Raw genomic sequence first — 21,940 nt, forward strand, 5'->3', positions numbered from 1 at the left:
TGAGGTTCACCCCGAACGGTGGACAGGGGCTTAAGAGATTCAGGCAGCCGCTCGGAGTGACTTCTCGTAGTCGCTGGGACTGCGCATCCCGAGCTTGGAGTGCCGCCGCGTACTGTTATAGAAACGGATCCACTTGTCAACTGCGGCAACGAGTTCCATCTTCGTGGCGTAGACGTGCCGGTAGTAGTGCTCGTGTTTGAACGTCGACCAGAACGACTCGGCTGGGCTGTTGTCCCAGCAAATCCCGGTGGCGCCCATCGATCGGCGCAGCCCGTGCCGGAAGCAGGCCTGTGCGGTCAGGTGTGCCGTGTATTCGCCGCCGCGGTCGGAATGTAGGACTGTGCCACGACATTCACCGCCGCGGGCGGCCACGGCCGCCTCGATGGCGGTGGTGACCATCTCGGCGCTAATGTGGTCGGCGACGCTGTAGCCGAGCACTGTGCGGGAGTGCCCGTCCCGGATCGCGCACAGGAACATCTCGCCCTCACCGCAAGACAAGTACGTGATGTCGGTGAGCCACACGGCGTCCAGGCGGCCTTGGTCGAACTCGCGGTCGACGAGATCCGGCGGGAACGATGCCGCCAGGTCGGAGACCGTCGTTCTGACCTTGAACGTGCGTGGGCTGATGCCCTCGATCCCGATCTCGGCCATGACCTTGGCAACGGTTTTGGCGCTGATCACCTCGCCCTGATCCCGCAGTTCCGCGGTGATCCGTGGCGATCCGTAGGTGCCGTCAGAGTCCTTGTGCGCCTGGGTGATCTTCACCTCCAGGTCTGCGCGGCGCTGCTGACGAGGTGTCAACACCGTTGCGGCACAACGTTTCACGTAGGCGTAGTAGCCAGAGGCGGACACCGCCAGCAGCCGCGCCATGCGTCGGATCGCGAAGCGTTCGCCCTCAGGCGCGGCCAGGTCGGCGACGCCGGCGATGGTGTCGGGGCCGGCGTACTTGGCCATCAGAGCGAACCGGGCCGGTTCTTCTGCATCGCGGCAAAGTACGCCGAGGCTTTTACCAGGAACGCGTTGTCCTTCTCGAGCTCGGCGACCTGTCGACGCAACCGCTGCAGCTCGGCCAGCTCAGCCGCCTCCAGGGGCGTGTCCCCGTGAGCCTCGGCCGCGGCGATCCGGCGCCGCTCGTCCTTGACCCAGACGCTCAACATTCCCGCGTCGATCCCCAGCTCGCGGGCAACCTCAGAGATCGTCCGACCGGAATCGATCACACGATGCGCAGCCTCGACCTTGTACTCGGCCGTGTACGAACGGCGTTTACGAGGAGGCATGAGGACATCCTTTCAGCAGAACCCTAGGTCCTGCTAACTCGGTGTCCACTGCTCGGGGTGAACCTCAGAACACCGCGCCTCGAACACAGAACGGCCACTCAGTGAAGCGGCATTCGATCCGAACGATCGGGACATGCTGCGCCGCATCGACGCACCGCAGCCCGAACCTGCCATGCCAGCGGCTTATCCGGACGACGGCACCGGCCTTGACCGCGTCGTGCTCTACGACGATCCCGACGACGTGTACCGCACGCCGACAACTCGAGGTCTGCTCGATGGCCAGCGGCCGCGACGGCCGCGCTTCACTGTGTGAACTTCCAGCAGCCGTAAACGCTTCGCATGCGCACACTGAGCGATGGTGGAGGTGACCGCCGATGGTGTGACCCACGACAACGACGATGGCCAAGCGCAGTTGCCTGGCCTCGGCCCGTCGCCCTTGCACCACAGACAAAATCTGGGCCCGCAGTATCGTCGAGCTGTTCACCGTGGCTCGTACCTGGCGAGACCACAACGAGATACCAAGACCGTAAGCGAGACTGGCAAAACCTGGCGAGACACGGAGTCTCGCTCCGGTCTCGCGGTCTCGACAGAAGTCTCGGAGGTGTCTCAAGTGGACAGTGGAGAGGGTCCAGTCGACATGTGATCGCTGGCCCCGACAGGTGCTACGGCAGTCGGGGAGTCGAAGCGGCACAGGGCGAAGCAGTCCTGACCGACCGGCCTTTGAATCGCGCGTCATGGCGCGGCCACCACTCAACCACCGCCCCGCCGTCGTAGGGGAGTCTGGGTGCTGGTGACCAGAGGGCTGGCGGATCCTGCTGATCGACGGTTTTCCATGACCGCACGACAGCCGCTCGCGACCTTCCGCCCGAGGCGGGGGTCGTTGGCATTGAGGTGCACCATGCCCCAACAGACACCTGACCACGAAGGCCATCCCCGCGAAGCGCGCATCAAGGGTGATGACGCCACGACACCACCGGTTCGCCGCACACGATCATCCACACAGAACACCTGGCGCGTGGAGCGGATCGACACGGAACCAATGACCGCCCAGCAGTACGACCTCGCCGTCACCACACTGGCCGCGCTCATCACCAGATGGCGCATCAACCAAGAAAACGCGAAAGAAACCCGCGAAGAGTCCGCGTAGAACAGTGGTGTTCGGCTTCCCCTCCGGCATGCGAAGAGCAACAATAGAAACAAGCAGCAAGGCCTATGGGCTGCGGCTTTAGGTCGCCTGACGTATTGATCCAGCGACTGCGCATACCTGCAGTAGTGCCAAAAAGGACTGCTGCAGGTATGCGTGCGGAAATGACGAAAGAGAGGACGAGTCATGGCGCGATCATCGGCCGTGCGGCGCAGCAGGAAAGCCGCGATGACGACAACACTCGGCGACGACGTACGGGTGGGGATCTACGTGCGGCGCTCCACCGACGACGAGCACCAGCCCTACTCAATCGAAGCCCAGGACACGCGCCTACAGGCCTACATCGACTCGCAGCCGGGCTGGCGCCTGGTCACACGGTTCCCCGACGATGCCTCCGGCGCCACCACCGAACGACCTGGGCTCCAACGCGCGCTCACGGCCGCCCGTTCCGGTCTGATCGACGTGCTGCTCGTCTACCGGGTGGACCGCTTCTCGCGCAACCTGCGCGACATGGTCATGCTGCTCGACGAACTCGATTCTGCTCGGGTGGTGTTCCGCAGCGCCACCGAACCGTTCGACACCTCCACCCCAATGGGTCGCATGCTCGTGCAGATGCTCGGCATGTTCGCCCAGTTCGAACGCGACACCATCATCGATCGCGTCATCGCCGGCATGGAACGCAAACACGCCAAAGGAAAGTGGAAGGGCGGCCGGCGCCCCTTCGGTTACCAGGTCGACAAGGCCACCCACACCCTCGTCGTCGACGAGCACGAGGCCGTGATCGTGCGGCTGATCTTCGACCTCTACACCACCGACCGCCTCGGCTCCCGCGCCATCGCCACAGTGCTCAACGACCGGGGCCACCGCACCAGTTCGGGCGGCAAGTGGTCCGGCTACCAAGTCATCCGCGCTCTGAACAACCGCGTCTATCTGGGAGAGCTGACCTTCCGGGAGGCCACCGTGATCGATACCCACGCACCAGTCATCGACCTGACGGTGTGGGAGCAAGCCCAGGCCATCCTCGCCGCCCGCGGCGAATCCCACGCCCACCGTGCCGCATCAGGCTCCGACTACATCCTCACCGGCCGCCTCCGCTGCCCTCAATGCGGCAAAGCCATGATCGGCACCCGCGCCACCGGCCGCAACAAGACCTACCGCTACTACACCTGCTGGAACCTCGCGCGCTACGACGCCAGCAAATGCGACTTCCGTCGGCTCAACGCCGACGCTGTCGACACGGCCATCCTGGACGCGATGACCAGCTTCTACCGCGACCGTCATGACCTCATCGCCGACACCATCGCCCACCAGCAGAAGCAGCACCAGGCAGCGAACGCCGACCGACACGCCGAACTGGCCGCCGTCGACAGCGAGATCGCCAAGACCGGGCAGTCCATCGACCGCTACCTCGCCGCGTTCGAGCGCGGCACCATGGACGAGGAACTCGTCGTTGACCGGCTCACAGGGCTCCGCGTCAAGACCAAACAACTCCGCATCCGCCGCGACGAACTCGGTCTCGCTCTCGATGACCAGCCCGCAGCGCCCGAGCCCGCCACCCTCTCGGCAGTGGCCGACCACATCGCCGAGATCATCACGAGCGGTACCCATAATCAGGCCAAGGCACTCGTCGAAGCCCTGGTCGCCAGCGTGACCGTCACCGGGCCTGACCGGCTCGTTCCGGTCTTCCGCATCCCGCAACCCCGCATCGACAACGACGGGGTCGCACCCGCTCTACCAGCGGATACGACCCCGAACGGAGTGCTTCGCACAATGACTAACTTGGTGGAGGTGCCGGGAATCGAACCCGGGTCCTGTGCCGGTTCATCAGGGCTTCTCCGTGCGCAGTCCGCTGTGTCTCTGCTTGGCCCCACCTGTCACGCGAACAAGCAGGTGTGACGGGCCCAGTCGCTGTGAGTTTCCCGGGCAGTCTCCGCGACCGAGACTGCTGGTAAGCCCTCTAGCTGATGCCGGGAACTAGGCCGAAGGCACTCCTAGGCCGACAACCGCTAGCTCCGCTGTCAGGCAGCGAGAGCGTACGCGGTGCGCTTGTCGTTAGACGTGGCGCTTATTGGTTTGCGATGACGCTTAACGGTGGTCTCTCGCCTGCACCGACACGCTTCCCCTGAATCAACGTCCACAGTCGAAACCGTTCACCCCCTCGTAGTGGTACGCATAGCATAACGACTGGGGCCACCGAGTTCTTCCCGAGGCAGGTAGGGCTGTCCCCACCTCTGACCGGATGGCTGGCCAGATGGTCTCTGACCAGCGAGAACGACACCATGGACGTCATGAGGAAACCGAACGCGCTCGCAGCCGGGTTCTACCTGCTGACCAACCTGGTGACCGGCATCTTCTGGTTCACCCTCTCCGTCGTGCTCACCGTCGTCGGGTTCGCCACCTCGATCCTCTGGGTGGGTCTGCCGATCCTGTGGTCGGCGATGGCGGTCGTGCGAGGTGGCGCGACGATGGAGCGGGCGTGGGTCAGGGCGGCGTTGCGCACGGACATCCCCAGGCCTTACCGCGAGCCACCGACCGGCACGTTGTGGCAGCGGTTCAAGGCCCAGTTCACGGATCCGGCGACGTGGCGCGATTTCGGTTACCTGCTGTTGCTGTTGCCGGTCGGCATCTTGGAGTTCGTGTCCGTCGTCGTCATGTGGTCGGTGGCGGCGGCGTTCATCGCGGTGCCGTTCTGGATCGGCACCGCGCCGTTCGCGGTGATCGTGGGCGACTTCTGGACCATCGACTCGTTCGCGTCGGCGTTGCCGGTCTCGCTGATCGGGCTGGCGTTGATCCCGTTCGCGGCGCTCGGTACCCGGTGGCTCGGGTCGGTGCACGGCAAGTTCGCGCGCGGCATGCTCGGACCGACCCGTGCGGACGCGCTGGCGATCGAGGCGGAGCGGCTGTCGTCCAGCCGTGCCCGCGGTGTGGAGGCGGCCGAGGCGGAGCGGCGGCGCATCGAACGCGACCTGCACGACGGCGCGCAGCAGCGGCTCGTGGCCGTGGCAATGGGGCTGGGGCGGGCGAAGTCCAAGATGGGCACGGACCCGGAGGCCGCGGCCGAGCTCATCGCGGAGGCGCACGCGGACGCGAAGCTCGCCATCAAGGAACTGCGGGACCTGGCGCGGGGCATCTACCCGTCCGTCCTGGGTGACCGGGGGCTCGACGCCGCGCTGTCCGCGCTCGCCGCCCGTGTGCCGATCGAGGTCGACCTGCAGGTCGACGTGGAGCCGCGGCCGCCGACGTCGGTGGAGAGCGCCGCGTACTTCACCGTCGGCGAGGCGCTCACGAACATCACCAAGCACTCCAACGGCACCAAGGCGACCGTGCGGGTCAACAGGGTGGACACGGGAGTGCTGGTCGAGGTCACCGACAACGGTCAGGGTGGCGCGGAACTGCGGCCGGGCGGCGGACTCGCCGGGCTCGCGGACCGGGCCGCCACGATCGACGGTGTGGTTGTCGTCGTCAGCCCCGCTGGTGGGCCGACCGTTATTCGAGCGGAGTTGCCGTGCGCGTGGTGATCGCCGAGGACTCGGTGCTGCTGAGGGTGGGCGTTCAGCGCCTGCTCGCCGACGAGGGCATCGAGACCGTCGCGGCGGTGGAGAACGGTGACGACCTGCTCGACGCCGTGACCGAGTACAGGCCCGACCTGTGCGTGGTGGACGTGCGGATGCCGCCGTCGTTCACCGACGAGGGGCTGCGGGCCGCCATCGAGTGCCGCCGCCGCTATCCCGGGCTGCCGGTGCTGGTGCTGTCGCAGTACGTCGAGGAGCGCTACGCCGTGGAACTCCTCGCGGGCGGTGCGAGCGGTGTCGGATATCTGCTGAAGGAACGGGTGGCGGACGTGAAGGAGTTCGTCGACGCGGTGCGCAGGGTCGCCGACGGCGGCACGAGCATCGACCACGAGGTGATCACGCAGCTCATGGTGCGCAGCAAGAAGAGCCCGGTCGACAAGCTGACGCCCCGCGAACGCGAGGTCCTGGGCCTGATGGCCCAGGGACTGTCCAACACGGCCATCGCCGGCACGCTCGTCGTGTCCGACGGCGCCGTCGAGAAGCACGTCGGCAACATCTTCGCCAAGCTCGGCCTGGAGCCGTCGAACTCCGAGCACCGCCGCGTGCGCGCCGTGCTCGCCTATCTCGACAGCTGAAGCAGACGGGCGCCGTTGTCGTGCAGGACCGCCTGCTCGGTGGCGGCGTCCAGGCCCCACGCCCTGATGGCGTCGAGCTGCACCTCGTACGGGTACGGGATGTTCGGGAAGTCGGTGCCCAGCACCACCCGGTCCGCCAGCCCTGCGACGCGCGCCCGCCAGTCCGCGGGCAACGGCACCATCTGCTCGGTGAACGGGACGCCCACCATCGTGGTGTCGACGTGCACGTTGCGGTAGCGCTCCACCAGGTCCAGCGCGTCCGAGTAGTCCGGCATACCGGCGTGTGCGATCACCGCGGTCAGCCGCGGGTGCTGCTTCAGGACCTCTTCGAACACTCCGAGCCCGGTGAACTCTCCCGGCATCGGCCCGTCGCCGCAGTGCACGACCACCGGCACGCCGGCCTCCGCCAGCTGGCCCCAGACGCCGTCCAGCAGTGCGTCACGCGGGTCGTAGCCACCGACCTGGACGTGCGACTTGAAACAGCGCGCACCGGCCTCCAGGGCGTTGCGCACGTACGCCTCGGCGCCCGGCTCCGCGTAGAACGTGCCCGTCGGCACCGCCTCGGGGACCCGTGCCGCGAAGTCGGCCACCCACTCGTTCAGCCACGGCGCCATGCCTGGCTTGTGCGGGTAGAGCAGGGGTGCGAACGCGACGACGCCCAGCTCCCGCAATGCGGTGAGCCGGGCGTTCTCGTCAGTGCGGTACCAGATGATCCAGTCGACCCCGGACTCGCGCACGCGGTCGAAGTACGCCCAGACCTTGTCCAGGACGTTCTGCGGCATGAAGTGGACGTGGACGTCCACCAGTGCCATCAGTAGCGACCCTTCAGGGCCCTGCCGTGGGCCTTGGCGATCTCGCGGTTCGCGTCGCGCTTCGCCAGGTCCTGCCGCTTGTCGTAGGACTTCTTGCCCTTCGCCAGCGCGAGCTCGACCTTGACGTAGCCGTCCTTGAAGTACATCTGCAGCGGCACGAGCGACAGACCGGACTCCTTGGTCTTGCCGATCAGCCGCTCGATCTCCGCCTTGTGCAGCAGGAGCTTGCGCTTGCGCCGGACCTCGTGGTTCGTCCAGGTGCCCGCGACGTACTCCGGGATGTGCAGCGCGTGCAGCCAGATCTCGCCGTCGTCGACCTGGGCGAAGGCGTCCACCAGGGACGCCCGTCCCATGCGCAGGCTCTTCACCTCGGTGCCGACGAGCTGAATGCCCGCCTCGAAGGTGTCCAGAATGGACCAGTCGTGCCGAGCCTTGCGGTTCGACGCGATGACCTTCTGCCCGCGTTCCTTGACCATGACGACCAGTCTAAATGCTCGGCAAAATCCTTAAAGCCGCACGTAGAGGCGGAGTGTCACGTAGCCGGTGGTCGCCGAGATGACTATCGCGACGAGGAACAGCCAGGGCGACACGATCAGGATGTCCAGGTAGCCGATCGGCGGGATGATGCCCGACTCGGTGAGGTTCCTGGTGATCCGGTCGAGGAAGAACGCCTTGAACAGCACCAGGCCGCCGACCGCGGTGACCGAGCCGATGATGCCCGCGACGACCGCCTCGATGAGGAACGGCAACTGCGTGTACCACCGCGTCGCGCCCACCAGGCGCATGATGCCGACCTCGACTCGGCGGGTGAACGCCGACACCTGGATGGTGTTCGAGATCAGCAGCAGCGCGGCGAACGCCTGGATGAGCGCGAGGATCAGGGCGACGTCGCGCATGCCGTTGAGGCCCTCGAAGAACCGCTCCAGGAACTTGCCCTGGTCGTCGACGCCCTTCACACCGGGCTTGCCCTCGAAGGCCTGCTTGATGACGTCGGTGCGCTCCGGGTCCTCGAGCTTCACGCGGAACGTGGCCGGGATGGCTTCGGGACGCGCGAGCTTGAGCAGTTCCGGCTGGGCCTCGAAGATGCGCTTGAAGCGCTCGAAACCCTCGTCCCGGTTCTGGTAGACCACGGACTCGACGCCGGAGGTCGCCTCCAGGTTGGAACGCAGGCCCGCGCACGGCTGCTGGGTGCAGTCCTTGTCGTTGGCGCTGACATCGTTCGTCAGCAGCACGGAGACCTCGAGCTTGCCCGCGTAGTTGGCCTGCATCTTGTCGACCATGCGGACGACGAGCAGGCCACCGCCGAGCAGCCCGAGCGAGATGGCGGTCGTGAGGATCATCGCGATCGTCATCGTGACGTTCCGGCGAAGTCCGGTGATGACCTCGCTGAACACGAAGCTGGTACGCATCGGGGGCGGGGTTCCTTGGGGTTCGGGGGCTTAGGGACGCTTAGCGGCCAACGCCGTAAACGCCGCGCGCGTCATCACGGACGACCTTGCCGTACGACAGCTCCACCACTCGGCGGCGCATCGAGTCGACGATGCCGTGGTCGTGGGTGGCCATGATGACGGTCGTGCCGGTGCGGTTGATCCGCTCCAGCAGCAACATGATGTCCTGGCTCGTGTCGGGGTCCAGGTTTCCGGTCGGCTCGTCGGCGATCAGCACCAGCGGGCGGTTCACGAACGCACGGGCGATCGCGACGCGCTGCTGCTCACCACCGGACAGCTCGGTCGGGAACCTGTCCTCCTTGCCGTCGAGACCCACCAGCTGCAGCACCTCCGGCACCACCTTGACGATGGTGTTGCGGGGCTTGCCGATGACCTCGAGCGCGAAGGCGACGTTCTCCGCCACCGTCTTCGTGGGCAGAAGACGGAAGTCCTGGAACACGCAGCCGATCGACTGCCGCAGGCGGGGAACCCTGCGCCGCGACATCTTGGCGACGTCGAAGTTGGAGACGTAGACGCGTCCCCTGGTCGGCACCTCTTCGCGCAGCAGCAGGCGCAGGAACGTCGACTTGCCGGACCCGGAGGGCCCGATCAGGAAGACGAACTCGCCCTTCTCCATCTCGACGGACACGTCGTCGAGCGCAGGACGCGTGGAGGTCTTGTAGACCTTGGAAACGTGTTCGAGACGAATCACGAGGCGCGAGTCTACTCATGGCCGGGGTAAAGCCCCCGTTCCGGTTAACTTCCAGCCCCGGAAGGGCGGCCGGAACCTCGACGCGGCGTATCCGACCAGGCACTACCCGTCCACGAAAAGAGCACGTCCGACCCTCGTTCGGGGCTGAACGTGCTCTTCGGTTCAGATCAGGACTAGGACTGCTGGGACTGCTTGCGCCACCGGATGCCGGCCTCGAGGAAGTCGTCGATCTCCCCGTCCAGCACCGCCGACGGGTTGCCGACCTCGTGGTTGTTCCGCAGGTCCTTGACCATCTGGTACGGGTGCAGCACGTAGGAGCGCATCTGGTTGCCCCAGCTGGAGCCGGAGTCCTTCAGCGCGTCCATCTTGGCCTGCTCCTCCTGCCGGCGGCGTTCGAGCAGTTTCGCCTGCAGGACGTTCATGGCCGTGGCCTTGTTCTGCAGCTGCGAGCGCTCGTTCTGGCAGGACACCACGATGCCGGTCGGGATGTGCGTGAGGCGCACCGCCGAGTCCGTCGTGTTGACGCCCTGACCGCCGGGGCCGGACGAGCGGTAGACGTCGACGCGCAGTTCCTTCTCGTCGATCTCGACGTGGTCCGTCTGCTCGACGACGGGCACGACCTCGACGCCGGCGAAGGACGTCTGGCGGCGGCCCTGGTTGTCGAACGGCGAAATGCGCACGAGACGGTGCGTGCCCTGCTCGACGCTCAGCGTGCCGTAGGCATAGGGGGCGCTGATGCGGAACGTCGCGGACTTGATGCCCGCCTCTTCCGCGTAGGAGGTGTCGAACACGTCGACGCCGTAGTTGTGGCGCTCGGCCCAGCGCGAGTACATGCGGAGCAGCATCTCGGCGAAGTCCGCGGCGTCGACGCCACCGGCCTCGGCGCGGATGGTGATCAGCGCGTTGCGCTCGTCGTACTCGCCGGACAGCAGCGTGCGCACCTCGAGGCTCGCGATCTCCTCGCGGAGCTTGGCGCGGTCGGTGTCCGCGTCGGCCGCCGCGTCCGCGTCCTCTGCCTCTTCGGCGAGCTCGTAGAGCAGTGGCAGGTCGTCGAGGCGCGAGCGCAGGCCGGTGACGCGGCGCAGCTCGCCCTGCTTGTGGGAGAGCGCGCTGGTGACCTTCTGCGCCTTCTCCTGGTCGTCCCAGAGGTCAGGGCGGGTCGCCTGCGCCTCCAGGTCCGCGACAGCGGCGCGCAGCGCATCGAGGTCCAGCACCGCCTCGATGCTCGAAAGGGTGGCGGAGAGGTCCTTGATGTCTGCTTCGACGTCCGGGTTCACGCAAAAAGATTACGCCAGCACCGGCCGTCAGTCGCGACCGGTGCGTGCTGGCGCTCTCTTCGAAGCGGTTTCTACGCGGTCGGAATCGCGTCGAGCAGCTTGAGAACGGCCTTCGCGTGTGCGAGACCGAACTCCGCCACCGCCTTTGCGTAGGGGTCCTCCGCCGTCTTGGCAGCGCTCTTCGCGCTCTCCTGTTCCTGACCGTACGTAGAGCGTGCGGTCGTGATCAGGGACTCGCGCTGCTTCGCGGTCAGCGAGCCGGCGTGCACCAGGCGGAGGATGAGCGGGCTGCGCAGGTGGTCCGGGCCAGGCTCGGACAGCAGCCAGTTCTTGAAGGCCTTCTTGCCCGCGGCCGTCAGCACGTACTGCTGGCTGGACCGCGGTCCCTGCTTGCCGAGGCGCAGCAGGCCTTGGTCAGCCAGCGCGGGCAGCTCGCGGTACACCTGGGAGCGGGTCACGCTGAAGAACGCGCCGAAGCGGTCTCCTGCCTCCGCCACCAACTGGCCACCGGTCTTGGGTCCGTCGTGCAGCAGCCCGAGCAGGGCGGCTGCGGTCGCATTCAGGTCTGACACAACGACAACGTTCCCACGTCTGGGGGAAGCTGTCCACAATGGTCAGCCGTTCTGTCCACAGTGGCTGATCACCGGGCTAGTCTGATGGGCCATGCGGAGCAACGAAAAGTCTCGCTGAGTAAGCGGCAGTTTCCGAGCCTCACGCGTTTGGCCTCTTGACCGTCTGTGTCCATCCCGGATGGAAAAGTCCTTTCGCAGAACCGAAAGTCCCCGCTCTCACTCGATCGGCGGTACGACTCTCACCGGCCGGAGCCACCCGAATGGACGGTCGGGGGCCGTCGTCGCACGACCTGGTGATGTCCGCGCAGACCTCTTTCCCCTGCCCGGCATTGGGGGAAAATGATCACTGCCAGGCAGGCGCGGTTGAACACGGAGGTCGGGGACCATGAAGAACCTGAGCTTGAAGTGGCTGGACCACAAGAAGGTGGCGGCGCACACGAGGGCGTGGGTGACGGGAGGCATCCCGGAGCAGGCCGGCAAGGACGAGTGCATGGTGTGCGGCAAACAGATCCGCAAGCACCGCACCGTCAACGGCCAGGGCCGCATCTGCTCCAGCATGCTGTGCGCCCAGTACTGGGCGGAGAACATGACCTGAAAGATCCTGGCCGAGTCACCTCGGCCAGACAACGCAGAAGGCCGGAGTCCATTGGACTCCGGCCTTCTGTCTATCCTAGTAGCGGGGACAGGATTTGAACCTGCGACCTCTGGGTTATGAGCCCAGCGAGCTACCGAGCTGCTCCACCCCGCGCCGCTTCTAGCTTGTCTTGCGGTGTTGCTGTCTTGCTGTTGTAAGGAGAACTCTACACCCTCCAAAAACCCATTTTCACCCACCCCCCTTAAGCAGCATCCCCGCAGGTCAAGGCCCTAAAAGCCCCACCGCCCCAGCCAGCACGCGAACCCCACCCAAGCAGACCCGCACCCCGGTACGGAGCAAGGCGCCGATACAACAGAGTCAGCCACCGAAGCCGACCCCCAAAGCAAAGCCAGGGCTTGGCAGTGGGATGGGTTCGAGGACTCCGCCTCTACCGCAAATGCGAAAAAGCCCTGTCCGCGTTTCCGCGAACAGGGCTTTCTCTACTTTGTAGCGGGGACAGGATTTGAACCTGCGACCTCTGGGTTATGAGCCCAGCGAGCTACCGAGCTGCTCCACCCCGCGTCGGTAATTGGAACTCTACGCGGGGTGGAGCAGGTAATGCAAATCGGTAGGTCAGCCGGACGGTGTGGGGCTCGGCACAACCGACGACTGACCCGTCGGTGGCGCTGCCGGTGCCCCGGTGTTGTACTGCTTGAACCTCTTCGTGGCGTCGTCCAGCTTGGCGTACGCCTGGCCGAGCTCGGTGAAGTTGCTGTTCTGCTGGGCCTTCTTGATGTCGGCCAGCGCGGCGTCGATGTCGGTGACCGCCTTCTGCAGCTCCGGGCTCAGCGCGCTGTTGGTGGGCGGTGTGGTCGGCGGCGTGGAGGTCTGGCCGTTGCCGTTGTTGTCACTCGGCGGCGGCACGACCGCGCCGGCACCGCTGAGCACCTGGTCCAGCGCCTCGTTCAGCGTGGACGCGTAGCCGACCCGGTCGCCGTACCAGACGAGCACCTTGGACAGCTGCGGGTACGACGTGTTGTTCGACGCCCGTTCGATGTAGACGGGTTCGACGTAGAGCAGCGCTCCGCCCACGGGCAACGTGAGCAGGTTGCCGTAGACGACCGTCGTCTTCTGCTGGGTCAGCAGGTTGAGCTCGCGGCTGACGTTGTCCGACGTGAGGAACTGCGTCTGGATCTGCTGCGGGCCCTTCGCGTCCTGGCTGAGTTGCAGGACGCTGATCTTCCCGTAGTTGTCCGGGTCGGATCCGACCGAGACGTGGGCCGCCATGAACTCCCGGTTCTCGCGGACGAGCGGGCTGGTCAGCTGGAAGCGGACCTTGCTCGGGTCGCTCGAGTCACCGGCGAGGACGTAGAACGGCGGCTGGGCGTCACGGCGCTTGCTCGCCGCGTCGCGCTGGGCGTCGGCCGTCGTCACGTTGTCGATCGTCGGGTCCTGCGGCGGTGCCCAGTAGGCGACACCGGAGTAGAAGTCCGACGGCGACGAGACGTGGTACTTCGACAGGATCTGCCGCTGCACCTTGAACAGGTCCTCGGGGTAGCGGAAGTGCTGGCGCAGCTCGTTCGAGATCTCGCTGCCCGGCTTCACCGTGTTCGGGAAGACGCCCATCCACGCCTTGAGGACCGGGTCCTTGTCGTCGATCTGGTACAGGTTCACCGTGCCGTCGTAGGCGTCCACAGTGGCCTTGACCGAGTTGCGGATGTAGTTGACGGGCTTGTTGACCTGCGAGATGACGACGCCGTCCGCGGTGAGCGAGTCGTTCGTCGCGTCACCGAGCTGCGTGCGTTGCGCGTACGGGTAGTTCTCGAGCGTGGTGTAGCCGTCGACGATCCAGGTGATGCGGCCGTTGACGACTGCCGGGTACGGGTCGCTGTCGACCGTGAGCCACGGGGCGACTGCCTGCACGCGGTCGCGCGGCGTGCGCTTGAACAAGATCTTCGAGTCGTCCGCGATCGACTGGTTGAAGAGGATGTTGCGCTCGCCGTAGTACGCCGCGAAGGCGAGCTTGTTGAACAGGCTGCCGATCGGAACGCCGCCGCTGCCGGTGTAGGTGTAGGACTTGGCGTCCGTGTCGTACTCCGCCGCCGAACCGGCCGGGCGGCCACCGACGATGGAGTAGTCGTTCACGCCGAACAGCTCACCGAAGTAGGTGCGCGGCTGGTCGACCTTGATGCCGTTCTGCACGTTGCCGACGTCGCCGTTGGACTTGACCTCACCGGTCTTGAAGTCCGGGTAGCCGCCGTTGGACTCGTCGGCGACCGCGTTGACCTTGTTCGCCTCGGCGTAGACGAAGCCGTTGCCGTGGGTGTAGATGAGGTGCTGGTTGATCCAGTCGCGCTGGCCCTGCGGCAGGCTGTCGAGCTTCAGCTCGCGCACCGCGACGATGTAGTCGCGGAGCTTCCCGTCCACTGTGTACCGGTCGACGTCGAGCTTGTTCGGGAAGCCGTAGAACGGCCGCAGCTGCTGGAACTGGGTGAAGGTCCGCGAGAGCACCGCCGGGTCGAGCAGGCGGATGTTGCCCAGCGTCGCCGCGTCGTTGGACTTGACCTGGTCGTTGCTGACGTTCTGCTTGCCCTCGTAGGGCTTCGTCTCGACCTTGTCGTCGGTCAGCCCGAACGACTGCCGTGTCGCCGCGATGTTGCGGGTGATCGACTCGGCTTCCTTCTGGATGGCGTTCGGCTTGACCGAGAACTGCTCCAGCACCGCGGGCCACGCCGCGCCGACGAGCACGCTCGACAGCACCAGCAGGACGGTCGCGATGGCGGGCAGCTGCACGTTGCGCATGAACGCGCCCGCGAAGAACGCGACGGCGCAGAACACCGCGATGCACAGCAGGATCAGCTTGGCCGGCAGCACCGCGTTCAGGTCGGTGTAGCTCGCGCCGACGAACTTCTCGTTCTCGTGCAGCAGCAGCGCGTACCGGTCGAAGAAGTACGCGACGGCCTTGAGCAGCACGAACGCGCCGGCGACGAGCGCCAGGTGCAGCCGCGCGGGACCCGAGAGCTGGCCGCCGCGACCGGCCAGGCGGATGCCGCCGAACAGGTAGTGCGCGATGACCGCGCCGATGAACGACACCGCGACCGTGATGAACAGCCACGACAGCAGCCACTCGTAGAACGGCAGCTGGAACGCGTAGAAGCCGATGTCGTGCCCGAACTGCGGGTCGGTCACGCCGAACGGCTGGGAGTTCAGGAACAGCTGGATCTGCTGCCAGTCGGCCTGCGCCGACGCGCCCGCGATCAACCCGACGAACACGGGGATGCCGATCGCGAAGAACCGGACCCGGCCCATCACGACGGTGCGGTAGCGCGCCACCGGGTCGTCCGGTCCGGACACCGGCACGAACACCGGCCGTGCCCGGTACGCGAGGAAGAGGTTCAGCGCGACGACGCCGCCGACCACGGCCCCGACGGCCACGAACAGGGCCAGGCGGGTGAGCAGGACTGTGCTGTAGACGTCGCGGAATTTCACCTCGCCGAACCACAGCCAGTTCACGTAGGTGTCGAGCAGCCGCGATCCCGTGATGAGACCGAACAGGAGCACAACACCCACGATGAGCAGTATTCGGCTTCGCCGGGACAGTTTCGGCAGTCCGACCGGAGGCCGTGTGGCCACGAGGCACGCTCCTGGATCGCGGTAAATCGATACGTACGTTTAGTCCAACTCTACGGACGACGCCCTGGGTTCCCGTGAAGTCCGCAGTCTTACGATGACACGCGTGTCAGCGAGTGAAACGCCAGCGGTCATCCTCCCGACGGTCGCCCGCGAGGTTGAGGAGTTCGTAGCGGCAGGCGGCTGGGAGCAGCCCCCGCAACTCTTCGCCCTAGTGGCCACCTCAGAACTGCTCAACCAGCAACCGGAGCTGCGCAACCAGCTCGACCCCGAGTCGAGCCCGCTGACGCCGATCGCCCAGGACGAGCTGTCGGGCGACCTGGCCGACGCGCTCGCGGGCATCGAGTGGCCCCCGGCCGTCAGCGGGTGCGCCCTGGCCCAGGAGATCGTCGTCCTGCCGCCGGAGGCCGAGACGGAGCTGAGCCACGGCGAGCTGGACGACGAGGCGGCCCGCCGTTTCGCCGCCGAACACCCCGCCCGCCGCGAGGCGCGCCTGGTGGCTGCGGTGCTGCGCGACGGCTCGGTCTCCTGCGTGCTGAGGCTGCGCGGCACGGTCGAGGTGCCAGAGGAGTTCGTCGAGCACCCCGAACTCGCGCCCAACCTCACCGACGCCCTGCTCGCCACGCTGCGGCCCTAGTCGTCACATCCCCAGGCTGGCACAACCCCGGCACGTGATCGCGCCGGGGTTGTGATGCGTTGCCCGATGTTCGCGGCAAGCGGACAGCGACCACCCGCCGGGGTCGCGGCCGGGTCAGCAGCTGGGCGTGTCCTTGCCGGCGTTGAGCGCCTCCAGCGACGACACGGCGTCCGTCAGGTTCTCGACCTTGATCAGCTTGAGGTCGGAGGGGGCCTGCTGCTTCGCGTCCGCGCAGTTGTCGGCGGGCACGAGGAACGCCGTGGCGCCCGCTTCCTTCGCGGCGACCATCTTGAAGGCGATGCCGCCGATGGGCTTCACGGTGCCGTCGCCGGTGATCTCGCCGGTGCCCGCGATGGACTTGCCGCCGTTGAGCTCGCCCGGCGTCAGCTTGTCGACGATCGCCAGCGCGAAGATCAGACCGGCCGAGGGACCGCCCACGTCGGACAGGCTGATCTTGATCTTGAACGGCACGTCGGCGCGGTCGACCGGCGAGATGCCGATGAAGCCCGCCGGGCGGCCGTCGTCGCGGGTGCCGAGGGTGAGCTGGGTCGACTGGGAGGTGCCGTCCTTCTCGAACGCCACCTCGATGCGGTCGCCGGGCTTGGTGTTCTCCAGCGCGCCGCTCACGTCGGCGGCGCTCTGCACCTGCTTGCCGTTGACCGAGATGATGCGGGCGCCGAGCGGGATCACGTTGTCCGCCGGGCTGCCCTTCGTGACCTGGTTCGCGATCACCATGCCCGGATACTTGAGGTGGTTCAGCGCCGCGACCTCGGCCGCGGTCTGCGACTCGCTGAACGCGCGCTCGTTGTTCTCCTGGACCTGCTGCTCCGACTCGCCGGGCTTGAAGAACTCCTCGCGCGGCGCCAGCGCGTAGCGGCCGGACAACCACAGACCCAGCGCGCCGAACAGCGACACGTCGTCGGTGAGCGAGACCGTCGTCATGCGCAGAGTCCCCTTGGTGGGGAAGGTGTCCTGGCCCTCGACCGACACCACGTCGGCGTCCTTGACCTGGCCGAGCACGTCGTAGGTCGGGCCGGGGCCCAGCGCGACGTACGGGACTCTGGCGAAACCGCCGAGCAGTCCGAGCGCCGCCACCACTAGGAAGCTGACGATCAGCGTCCACGTCCGGCGGGTCAGTCCGCGTTCCCTCGGCGGGGGCGCGGGTGGGGGTGCGGTCGTGACGGTTTCACTCACGGCTGAACAGCGTACGACCACGTCCGTCCGCGTACGGTAGAGGCATGAGTGACGTGCCGTTCGGGTTCAGCCCGCACGACCCCGACGACAAGAGCGGGAAGCCGGGAGACAACCCGTTCGACTTCAGCCAGCTGGGCGACATGCTGAGCCAACTCGGCTCGATGTTGAGCAACGCGGGCTCGTCGAGCGGGCCGGTGAACTACGACCTCGCCAAGCAGATCGCGTTCCAGCAGCTGTCCTCGACGGCGACCACGATCGGGTTCGCCGCCGACCAGTCGAGCGCGGTCACCGACGCCGTGCACCTGGCCGAGATGTGGCTCGACCCGGTCACGTCGCTGCCCGCGGGCACCCGCACCACGCAGGCGTGGACCGCGCGCGACTGGATCGAGCGCACCATCCCGACCTGGCAGCGCCTGTGCGACCCGGTGGCGCAGCGCATGTCCGGTGCCTGGGTAGAGGCGATGCCCGCCGAGGCCAAGCAGGCGGCGGGCCCGCTGCTCGCGATGCTCGGCCAGATGGGCGGCATGGCGTTCGGCTCGCAGCTCGGCAACGCGCTGGCGCAGCTCGGTGCCGAGGTGCTGACCTCGACCGACGTCGGCCTGCCGCTCGGTCCCGAGGGCACCGCGGCGCTGCTGCCGGCGAACATCGAGAAGTTCACCGAGGGCCTGGAGCGTCCCGCGTCCGAGGTCATGGTGTTCCTCGCCGCGCGCGAGGCCGCCCACCAGCGCCTTTTCACGCACGTGCCGTGGCTGCGGCAGCGCCTGCTCGACACCGTCGAGGAGTTCGCCAAGGGCATCAAGGTCGACACCTCTGCCCTGGAGCAGCTGGCCGGCCAGATCGACCCGTCGAACCCGGCCTCCATCGAGGAGGCCATGGGCTCGGGCCTGCTCGAGCCGCAGACCACCCCGGAGCAGAAGGCGGCGCTGAACCGCCTGGAGACGCTCCTCGCCCTCGTCGAGGGCTGGGTGGACGTCGTGGTCGACGCCGCCGTCGCCGACCGCCTGCCCGGTGCCCCGGCCCTGCGCGAGACGCTGCGCCGCCGCCGTGCCTCCGGCGGCCCGGCCGAGCAGACGTTCGCGACGCTCGTGGGCCTGGAGCTGCGTCCGCGCAAGCTGCGGGCCGCCTCGGCCCTGTGGAAGCTGGTCGGCGACCAGCACGGCGTCGAGGTGCGCGACAGCGTGTGGGAGCACGCCGAGCTCGTCCCGACCGCCGAGGACCTCGACGACCCGCTGGAGTTCGCGGAGCGCCTGACGAACACCCGCAATGCGCTGGAGGACCCGATCGCCGAGCTGGAGCGCACCATGCGCGAGGGCGAGGGCAAGTCCGAGAACGGCGGCAAGCCAGACAAGCCAGAAGAGGCCTGACCAGCACCTTGACACGTGAAGCGCCCGGCGAGCACACCCTCGCCGGGCGCTTCACGTTCGTCAGGATCTTCAGTCCTCTGTGATCCCCAGGCCTGCGGCGGCCGAGAGACCTTCCAGGTAGCCCATGGCCCGCTCGGTCTTCGGGTAGCGGTGGACCCACTCCCAGAAGTCCTTGCCGTGCCCTGGCACCAGCAGGTGCGCGAGTTCGTGCACCAGCACGTAGTCGAGCACCCACGGCGGCACGTCGCGCAGCCGCTCGGACACGCGGATCGTGCCCTCGGTAGGCGTGCACGAGGCCCAGCGCGTGCGCATGGGCGGCACCCAGCGCACGCTCACCGGCTCCGCCAGCGAGTCCAGGTAGCGCGCCGACAGCTCGGCGCACCGCGCCATCAGCGCCTCGTCCGATGTGCGCGCAGGGGACTTCCTGCGCGTCTCACTGCGCTGGAGGCGGCTCAACATCTCCGCCACCCAGTGCTTCTCTTCCCCCTTGGTCATCCGTGCCGGCAGAAGGACGACGACGGTGTCGCCCTCCCGGTACGCGCTGACCATGCGGCGGCGCCGGGGGCTCCGCCGCACTTCCACCCGCGGTTCGGCCATGCAGTCACCGTAAACGCCGTCACCGACAATTTTCGGCCCCCAACCGGCGGCAGGCGCGCACCCGGCGGGTGAAGTTCCACCGAACGGCGGCTGGACACGCGCGGGATCGACATGCGCGGTTTCGCGCTCCTGCGGAGGTACCGTCGCGCCAAGGTCCCCGAGTGTGTCCGCACTCACAACTGCAAGGGAGGGGCTGTGGCCGACACCTACAACGGCTACTGCGTCAAGTGTCGCGAGAAGCGCGACTTCGACGGCAACGTCGAGGAGACCAATGGGCGGCGCATGGCGAAGGGCACCTGCCCTGTCTGCGGTACGAAGATGACGCGGATCCTCGGCAAGGCCAAGGTCTGACGTTTGCGCTGGCAGGGGGCCACGCCCCCTGCCAGTCTTGCCGTCGTGGACACAAGACCTCGCGTGCGTACAGGACTGGCCGTGGTGCGCAGAGCCCCCGGCGTCGTCCAGGTCGGCATCGACCCGAAGCACGCCGTCGTGATCGACGCGCTGCCCGAGGCGCTGGTCGACGAACTGATCGCCCTCGACGGCCGGCACACTGTCGCTGAACTGGGTGAAAGGCTGGAAAGCCGAGGTGGAAACCCCACCCAGCTGGGTGAAGTCCTCGCTTCACTCGAAGAGGCCGGTCTGCTCGACGACGGTCCTGCGGCCAGAGGTGGGACGGCCGCCGTGCACGGGTCCGGGCACCTCGCGCTCTCCATCACTTCGCTCCTGGTGGAATCCAGCGTTCAGCTCGCCCACAACGCCGATCTGACCGTGCTGGCGGCGACGCTCGTCCCCGATCCGAACCTCGTGGGCACGCTGATGGCGTTCCGTACGCCGCATCTGGCCGTGCGCGTGCGTGAGGGCGTGGGGATCGTGGGGCCGCTGGTCCTACCTGGTCGTTCTTCGTGCCTGAACTGCGCGGACCTGCACCGCGCCGACCAGGATCCGGCGTGGCCCGTCATCGCGGCCCAGCTCGCCAGCCGGCCGGCCTCCACCGACGTGCTGTTCGCGTCGGGCACGGCGGCGCTGGCGGTGGCGCAGGTCCTGGAGTCGCTGAGCTACGTCCGCGGCCGCGACCAGACCCCTCCGCCCGTGGTGAACGCCACTCTCGAGCTCGACCTCATGTCCGGTGTTGCTGAGAGGCGAAGCTGGTATCCGCACCCGGACTGTCAGTGCTCCGCACATAACATGGCCGAGTGACCGAGATTCCGCGCAAGGCCGTGCAGCGCACCGCCAAGCTGGCGAGCCTCCCGCTCGGGGTGGCCGGCCGGGTTGTCGGCGGCTGGGGGAAGCGACTGACCGGACGCGCGGCCGACGAGGTCAACGCCGAGGTGACGGCCAAGACGGCGGAGCAGGTCTTCGCGGTGCTCGGCCAGCTCAAGGGCGGGGCCATGAAGTTCGGGCAGGCGCTGAGCGTGTTCGAGGCGGCCGTCCCCGACGAGCTGGCGGCCCCGTACCGCGAGGCGCTGACGAAGCTGCAGACCGCGGCCCCGCCGATGCCCGCCCGCACCACGCACCGCGTGCTCGCCGAACAGCTGGGCGCGTCCTGGACGAAGCGCTTCCAGGAGTTCGACGACGTCCCGGCCGCGTCGGCGTCCATCGGCCAGGTGCACCGCGCGGTGTGGCACGACGGCCGCGACGTGGCGGTGAAGGTCCAGTACCCCGGTGCGGACGAGGCCCTGCGCGCCGACCTGAAGCAGCTGCTGCGGTTCAGCCGCCTGCTGCAGGCGATCATGCCCGGCACCGACGTGCGCCCGTTGCTGGAGGAGCTGCGCGACAGGTACCTGGAGGAGCTCGACTACCGCGACGAGGCCGCGAACCAGCGCACCTTCGCGAAGGCCTTCGAGAACGACCCGCACGTGCTGGTCCCCCGCGTCATCGCCTCGGCGCCCAAGGTCATGGTGACCGAGTGGACCTCCGGCGTGGGCCTGTCGCACATCATCCGCGAGGGCTCCGTCGAAGACCGCGACCTGGCGGGCCAGCTGCTCGCCGAGTTCCACTTCTCCGCCCCGTCCCGCTCCGGCCTGCTGCACGCCGACCCGCACCCCGGCAACTTCATGCTGGGCGACGACGGCCGCCTGCGCGTGATCGACTTCGGCGCCGTGGCCCGCCTGCCCGACGGCCTGCCCAAGACGCTGGGCCTGATGACCAGGCTGGCCCTCGACGGCCGCTCCGCCGACCTCGTCGAACTGCTGCGCACCGAGAACTTCATCCGCGAGGGCATGGAACTGCACGGCGAGGACGTCCTCGGCTACCTGGCACCGTTCGTGGAACCGCTGCGCGCCGAGTCGTTCCACTTCACCCGCCGCTGGCTGCAGTCGCAGGCCGAACGAGTGGGCGACCTGCGCAGCCCGGACTCGCAGACGGGCCGCTCTTTGAACCTGCCACCGCAGTACCTGCTGATCCACCGCGTGACAATGGGCGCGACGGGCATTCTCTGCCAACTCGACGCCCACGTGACCGCGCACGAAATCGTCGCACGGTGGCAACCGGGATTCGCCGACTAACTCGTCCGGGTGAACTGAGGCTGAGTTGTCCACAGCTTGGCCCTCAGCCCCCTCCGACCGCTTCCAGCTGCG

General features: G+C 67.4%; 21 protein-coding genes, 2 tRNA genes, 1 other RNA gene and 1 pseudogene. 11 read left to right on the plus strand and 14 right to left on the minus strand.

The genetic code is table 11. The features are described 5' to 3' along the window. Nucleotides 1-39: 39 nt before the first annotated feature. Both LX88_RS42550 and LX88_RS42555 read right to left on the minus strand, forming a co-directional pair. Nucleotides 40-954 carry an IS3 family transposase gene (locus tag LX88_RS42550; protein ID WP_258948734.1) on the minus strand — a complete coding sequence of 305 codons (915 nt, stop codon included), beginning with the start codon at nt 952-954 and terminating at the stop codon, nt 40-42. Continuing rightward, nucleotides 954-1,277, minus strand: a complete 324-nt coding sequence (locus tag LX88_RS42555) for a transposase (protein WP_258948733.1) — start codon at nt 1,275-1,277, stop codon at nt 954-956. Before LX88_RS42555 ends, LX88_RS42550 begins: the two co-directional genes overlap by 1 nt. Before the next feature lie 133 nt (nt 1,278-1,410). On the opposite strand from LX88_RS42555, the gene LX88_RS42560 reads away from it, so the two are divergent. The 3 genes and pseudogenes from LX88_RS42560 to LX88_RS42570 form a co-directional block, all read left to right on the plus strand. Further along, complete coding sequence (locus LX88_RS42560; RefSeq protein ID WP_258953424.1) at nt 1,411-1,590, plus strand: hypothetical protein; 180 nt, start codon at nt 1,411-1,413, stop codon at nt 1,588-1,590. A gap of 585 nt (nt 1,591-2,175) precedes the next feature. Then, on the plus strand, nt 2,176-2,424 hold the full coding sequence (locus LX88_RS42565; RefSeq protein ID WP_258953425.1) for a hypothetical protein: 249 nt from the start codon (nt 2,176-2,178) through the stop codon (nt 2,422-2,424). Between the two features lie 225 nt (nt 2,425-2,649). Then, nucleotides 2,650-3,618 (plus strand): annotated as a pseudogene (locus LX88_RS42570) (recombinase family protein); the annotation flags it as partial. Between the two features lie 583 nt (nt 3,619-4,201). Here LX88_RS42570 and ssrA read toward each other — a convergent pair. Continuing rightward, nucleotides 4,202-4,579: a transfer-messenger RNA gene (ssrA, locus tag LX88_RS42575) on the minus strand. Nucleotides 4,580-4,700: 121 nt separating this feature from the next. On the opposite strand from ssrA, the gene LX88_RS42580 reads away from it, so the two are divergent. Beyond that, on the plus strand, nt 4,701-5,939 hold the full coding sequence (locus tag LX88_RS42580; RefSeq protein ID WP_372511542.1) for a sensor histidine kinase: 1,239 nt from the start codon (nt 4,701-4,703) through the stop codon (nt 5,937-5,939). Next, complete coding sequence (locus LX88_RS42585) at nt 5,927-6,568, plus strand: response regulator transcription factor (RefSeq protein ID WP_258953427.1); 642 nt, start codon at nt 5,927-5,929, stop codon at nt 6,566-6,568. Before LX88_RS42580 ends, LX88_RS42585 begins: the two co-directional genes overlap by 13 nt. Here the strand turns inward: LX88_RS42585 and LX88_RS42590 are convergent. The 6 genes from LX88_RS42590 to LX88_RS42615 all read right to left on the minus strand — a co-directional run bounded on the left by LX88_RS42590 (nt 6,553) and on the right by LX88_RS42615 (nt 11,368). Next, nucleotides 6,553-7,380, minus strand: a complete 828-nt coding sequence (locus tag LX88_RS42590; protein ID WP_258953428.1) for an amidohydrolase family protein — start codon at nt 7,378-7,380, stop codon at nt 6,553-6,555. The genes LX88_RS42585 and LX88_RS42590 overlap by 16 nt on opposite strands. Continuing rightward, complete coding sequence (gene smpB / locus LX88_RS42595; RefSeq protein ID WP_090068110.1) at nt 7,380-7,856, minus strand: SsrA-binding protein SmpB; 477 nt, start codon at nt 7,854-7,856, stop codon at nt 7,380-7,382. Before smpB ends, LX88_RS42590 begins: the two co-directional genes overlap by 1 nt. A 30-nt stretch (nt 7,857-7,886) precedes the next feature. After that, nucleotides 7,887-8,789, minus strand: a complete 903-nt coding sequence (ftsX, locus tag LX88_RS42600) for a permease-like cell division protein FtsX (protein WP_030481520.1) — start codon at nt 8,787-8,789, stop codon at nt 7,887-7,889. A gap of 40 nt (nt 8,790-8,829) precedes the next feature. Further along, nucleotides 8,830-9,519: a cell division ATP-binding protein FtsE gene (ftsE, locus tag LX88_RS42605; protein WP_030470385.1), complete on the minus strand. Its 690-nt coding sequence runs from the start codon at nt 9,517-9,519 to the stop codon at nt 8,830-8,832. Nucleotides 9,520-9,692: 173 nt separating this feature from the next. Beyond that, complete coding sequence (gene prfB, locus LX88_RS42610; protein WP_258953429.1) at nt 9,693-10,796, minus strand: peptide chain release factor 2; 1,104 nt, start codon at nt 10,794-10,796, stop codon at nt 9,693-9,695. 71 nt (nt 10,797-10,867) lie between these two features. Next, nucleotides 10,868-11,368: a PadR family transcriptional regulator gene (locus LX88_RS42615; protein ID WP_030470382.1), complete on the minus strand. Its 501-nt coding sequence runs from the start codon at nt 11,366-11,368 to the stop codon at nt 10,868-10,870. 385 nt (nt 11,369-11,753) lie between these two features. Here LX88_RS42615 and LX88_RS42620 point away from each other — a divergent pair, with 385 nt between their 5' ends. Then, nucleotides 11,754-11,963: a hypothetical protein gene (locus LX88_RS42620; protein ID WP_258953430.1), complete on the plus strand. Its 210-nt coding sequence runs from the start codon at nt 11,754-11,756 to the stop codon at nt 11,961-11,963. Nucleotides 11,964-12,042: 79 nt separating this feature from the next. Here the strand turns inward: LX88_RS42620 and LX88_RS42625 are convergent. From LX88_RS42625 to LX88_RS42635, 3 genes are all read right to left on the minus strand, one after another. Next, nucleotides 12,043-12,116 (minus strand) — tRNA-Met (locus tag LX88_RS42625). A gap of 334 nt (nt 12,117-12,450) precedes the next feature. Continuing rightward, nucleotides 12,451-12,524, minus strand: a tRNA-Met gene (locus LX88_RS42630). A gap of 51 nt (nt 12,525-12,575) precedes the next feature. Then, nucleotides 12,576-15,575 (minus strand): UPF0182 family protein, encoded by a 3,000-nt coding sequence (locus tag LX88_RS42635; RefSeq protein ID WP_258953431.1) that lies wholly within the window; start codon nt 15,573-15,575, stop codon nt 12,576-12,578. A gap of 94 nt (nt 15,576-15,669) precedes the next feature. Here LX88_RS42635 and LX88_RS42640 point away from each other — a divergent pair, with 94 nt between their 5' ends. Next, a complete protein-coding gene (locus LX88_RS42640; RefSeq protein ID WP_258953432.1) occupies nt 15,670-16,209 on the plus strand; it encodes a PPA1309 family protein in 540 nt (179 codons plus the stop codon). Nucleotides 16,210-16,323: 114 nt separating this feature from the next. Here the strand turns inward: LX88_RS42640 and LX88_RS42645 are convergent, their stop codons facing one another. Then, nucleotides 16,324-17,403: a YlbL family protein gene (locus LX88_RS42645; protein ID WP_258953433.1), complete on the minus strand. Its 1,080-nt coding sequence runs from the start codon at nt 17,401-17,403 to the stop codon at nt 16,324-16,326. 44 nt (nt 17,404-17,447) lie between these two features. Between LX88_RS42645 and LX88_RS42650 the strand changes: the two genes are divergently transcribed. Next, nucleotides 17,448-18,767 (plus strand): zinc-dependent metalloprotease, encoded by a 1,320-nt coding sequence (locus tag LX88_RS42650; protein ID WP_258953434.1) that lies wholly within the window; start codon nt 17,448-17,450, stop codon nt 18,765-18,767. Nucleotides 18,768-18,836: 69 nt separating this feature from the next. Here the strand turns inward: LX88_RS42650 and LX88_RS42655 are convergent, their stop codons facing one another. Continuing rightward, on the minus strand, nt 18,837-19,364 hold the full coding sequence (locus tag LX88_RS42655) for a M48 metallopeptidase family protein (RefSeq protein ID WP_090068096.1): 528 nt from the start codon (nt 19,362-19,364) through the stop codon (nt 18,837-18,839). Nucleotides 19,365-19,559: 195 nt separating this feature from the next. Between LX88_RS42655 and LX88_RS42660 the strand changes: the two genes are divergently transcribed. Genes LX88_RS42660 through LX88_RS42670 form a run of 3 tightly spaced genes read left to right on the plus strand, consistent with a single transcriptional unit; the run spans nt 19,560 to nt 21,868 of the window. Further along, nucleotides 19,560-19,715, plus strand: a complete 156-nt coding sequence (locus LX88_RS42660; RefSeq protein WP_169746029.1) for a DUF5679 domain-containing protein — start codon at nt 19,560-19,562, stop codon at nt 19,713-19,715. A gap of 45 nt (nt 19,716-19,760) precedes the next feature. Continuing rightward, entirely contained in the window at nt 19,761-20,561 is an 801-nt protein-coding gene (locus LX88_RS42665; protein WP_258953435.1) for a TOMM precursor leader peptide-binding protein, read from the plus strand. Further along, entirely contained in the window at nt 20,558-21,868 is a 1,311-nt protein-coding gene (locus LX88_RS42670; protein ID WP_258953436.1) for an ABC1 kinase family protein, read from the plus strand. Before LX88_RS42665 ends, LX88_RS42670 begins: the two co-directional genes overlap by 4 nt. Nucleotides 21,869-21,940 lie beyond the last annotated feature (72 nt).

This window comes from Lentzea californiensis, from assembly GCF_024648825.1.
Lineage (GTDB): Bacteria > Actinomycetota > Actinomycetes > Mycobacteriales > Pseudonocardiaceae > Lentzea > Lentzea californiensis.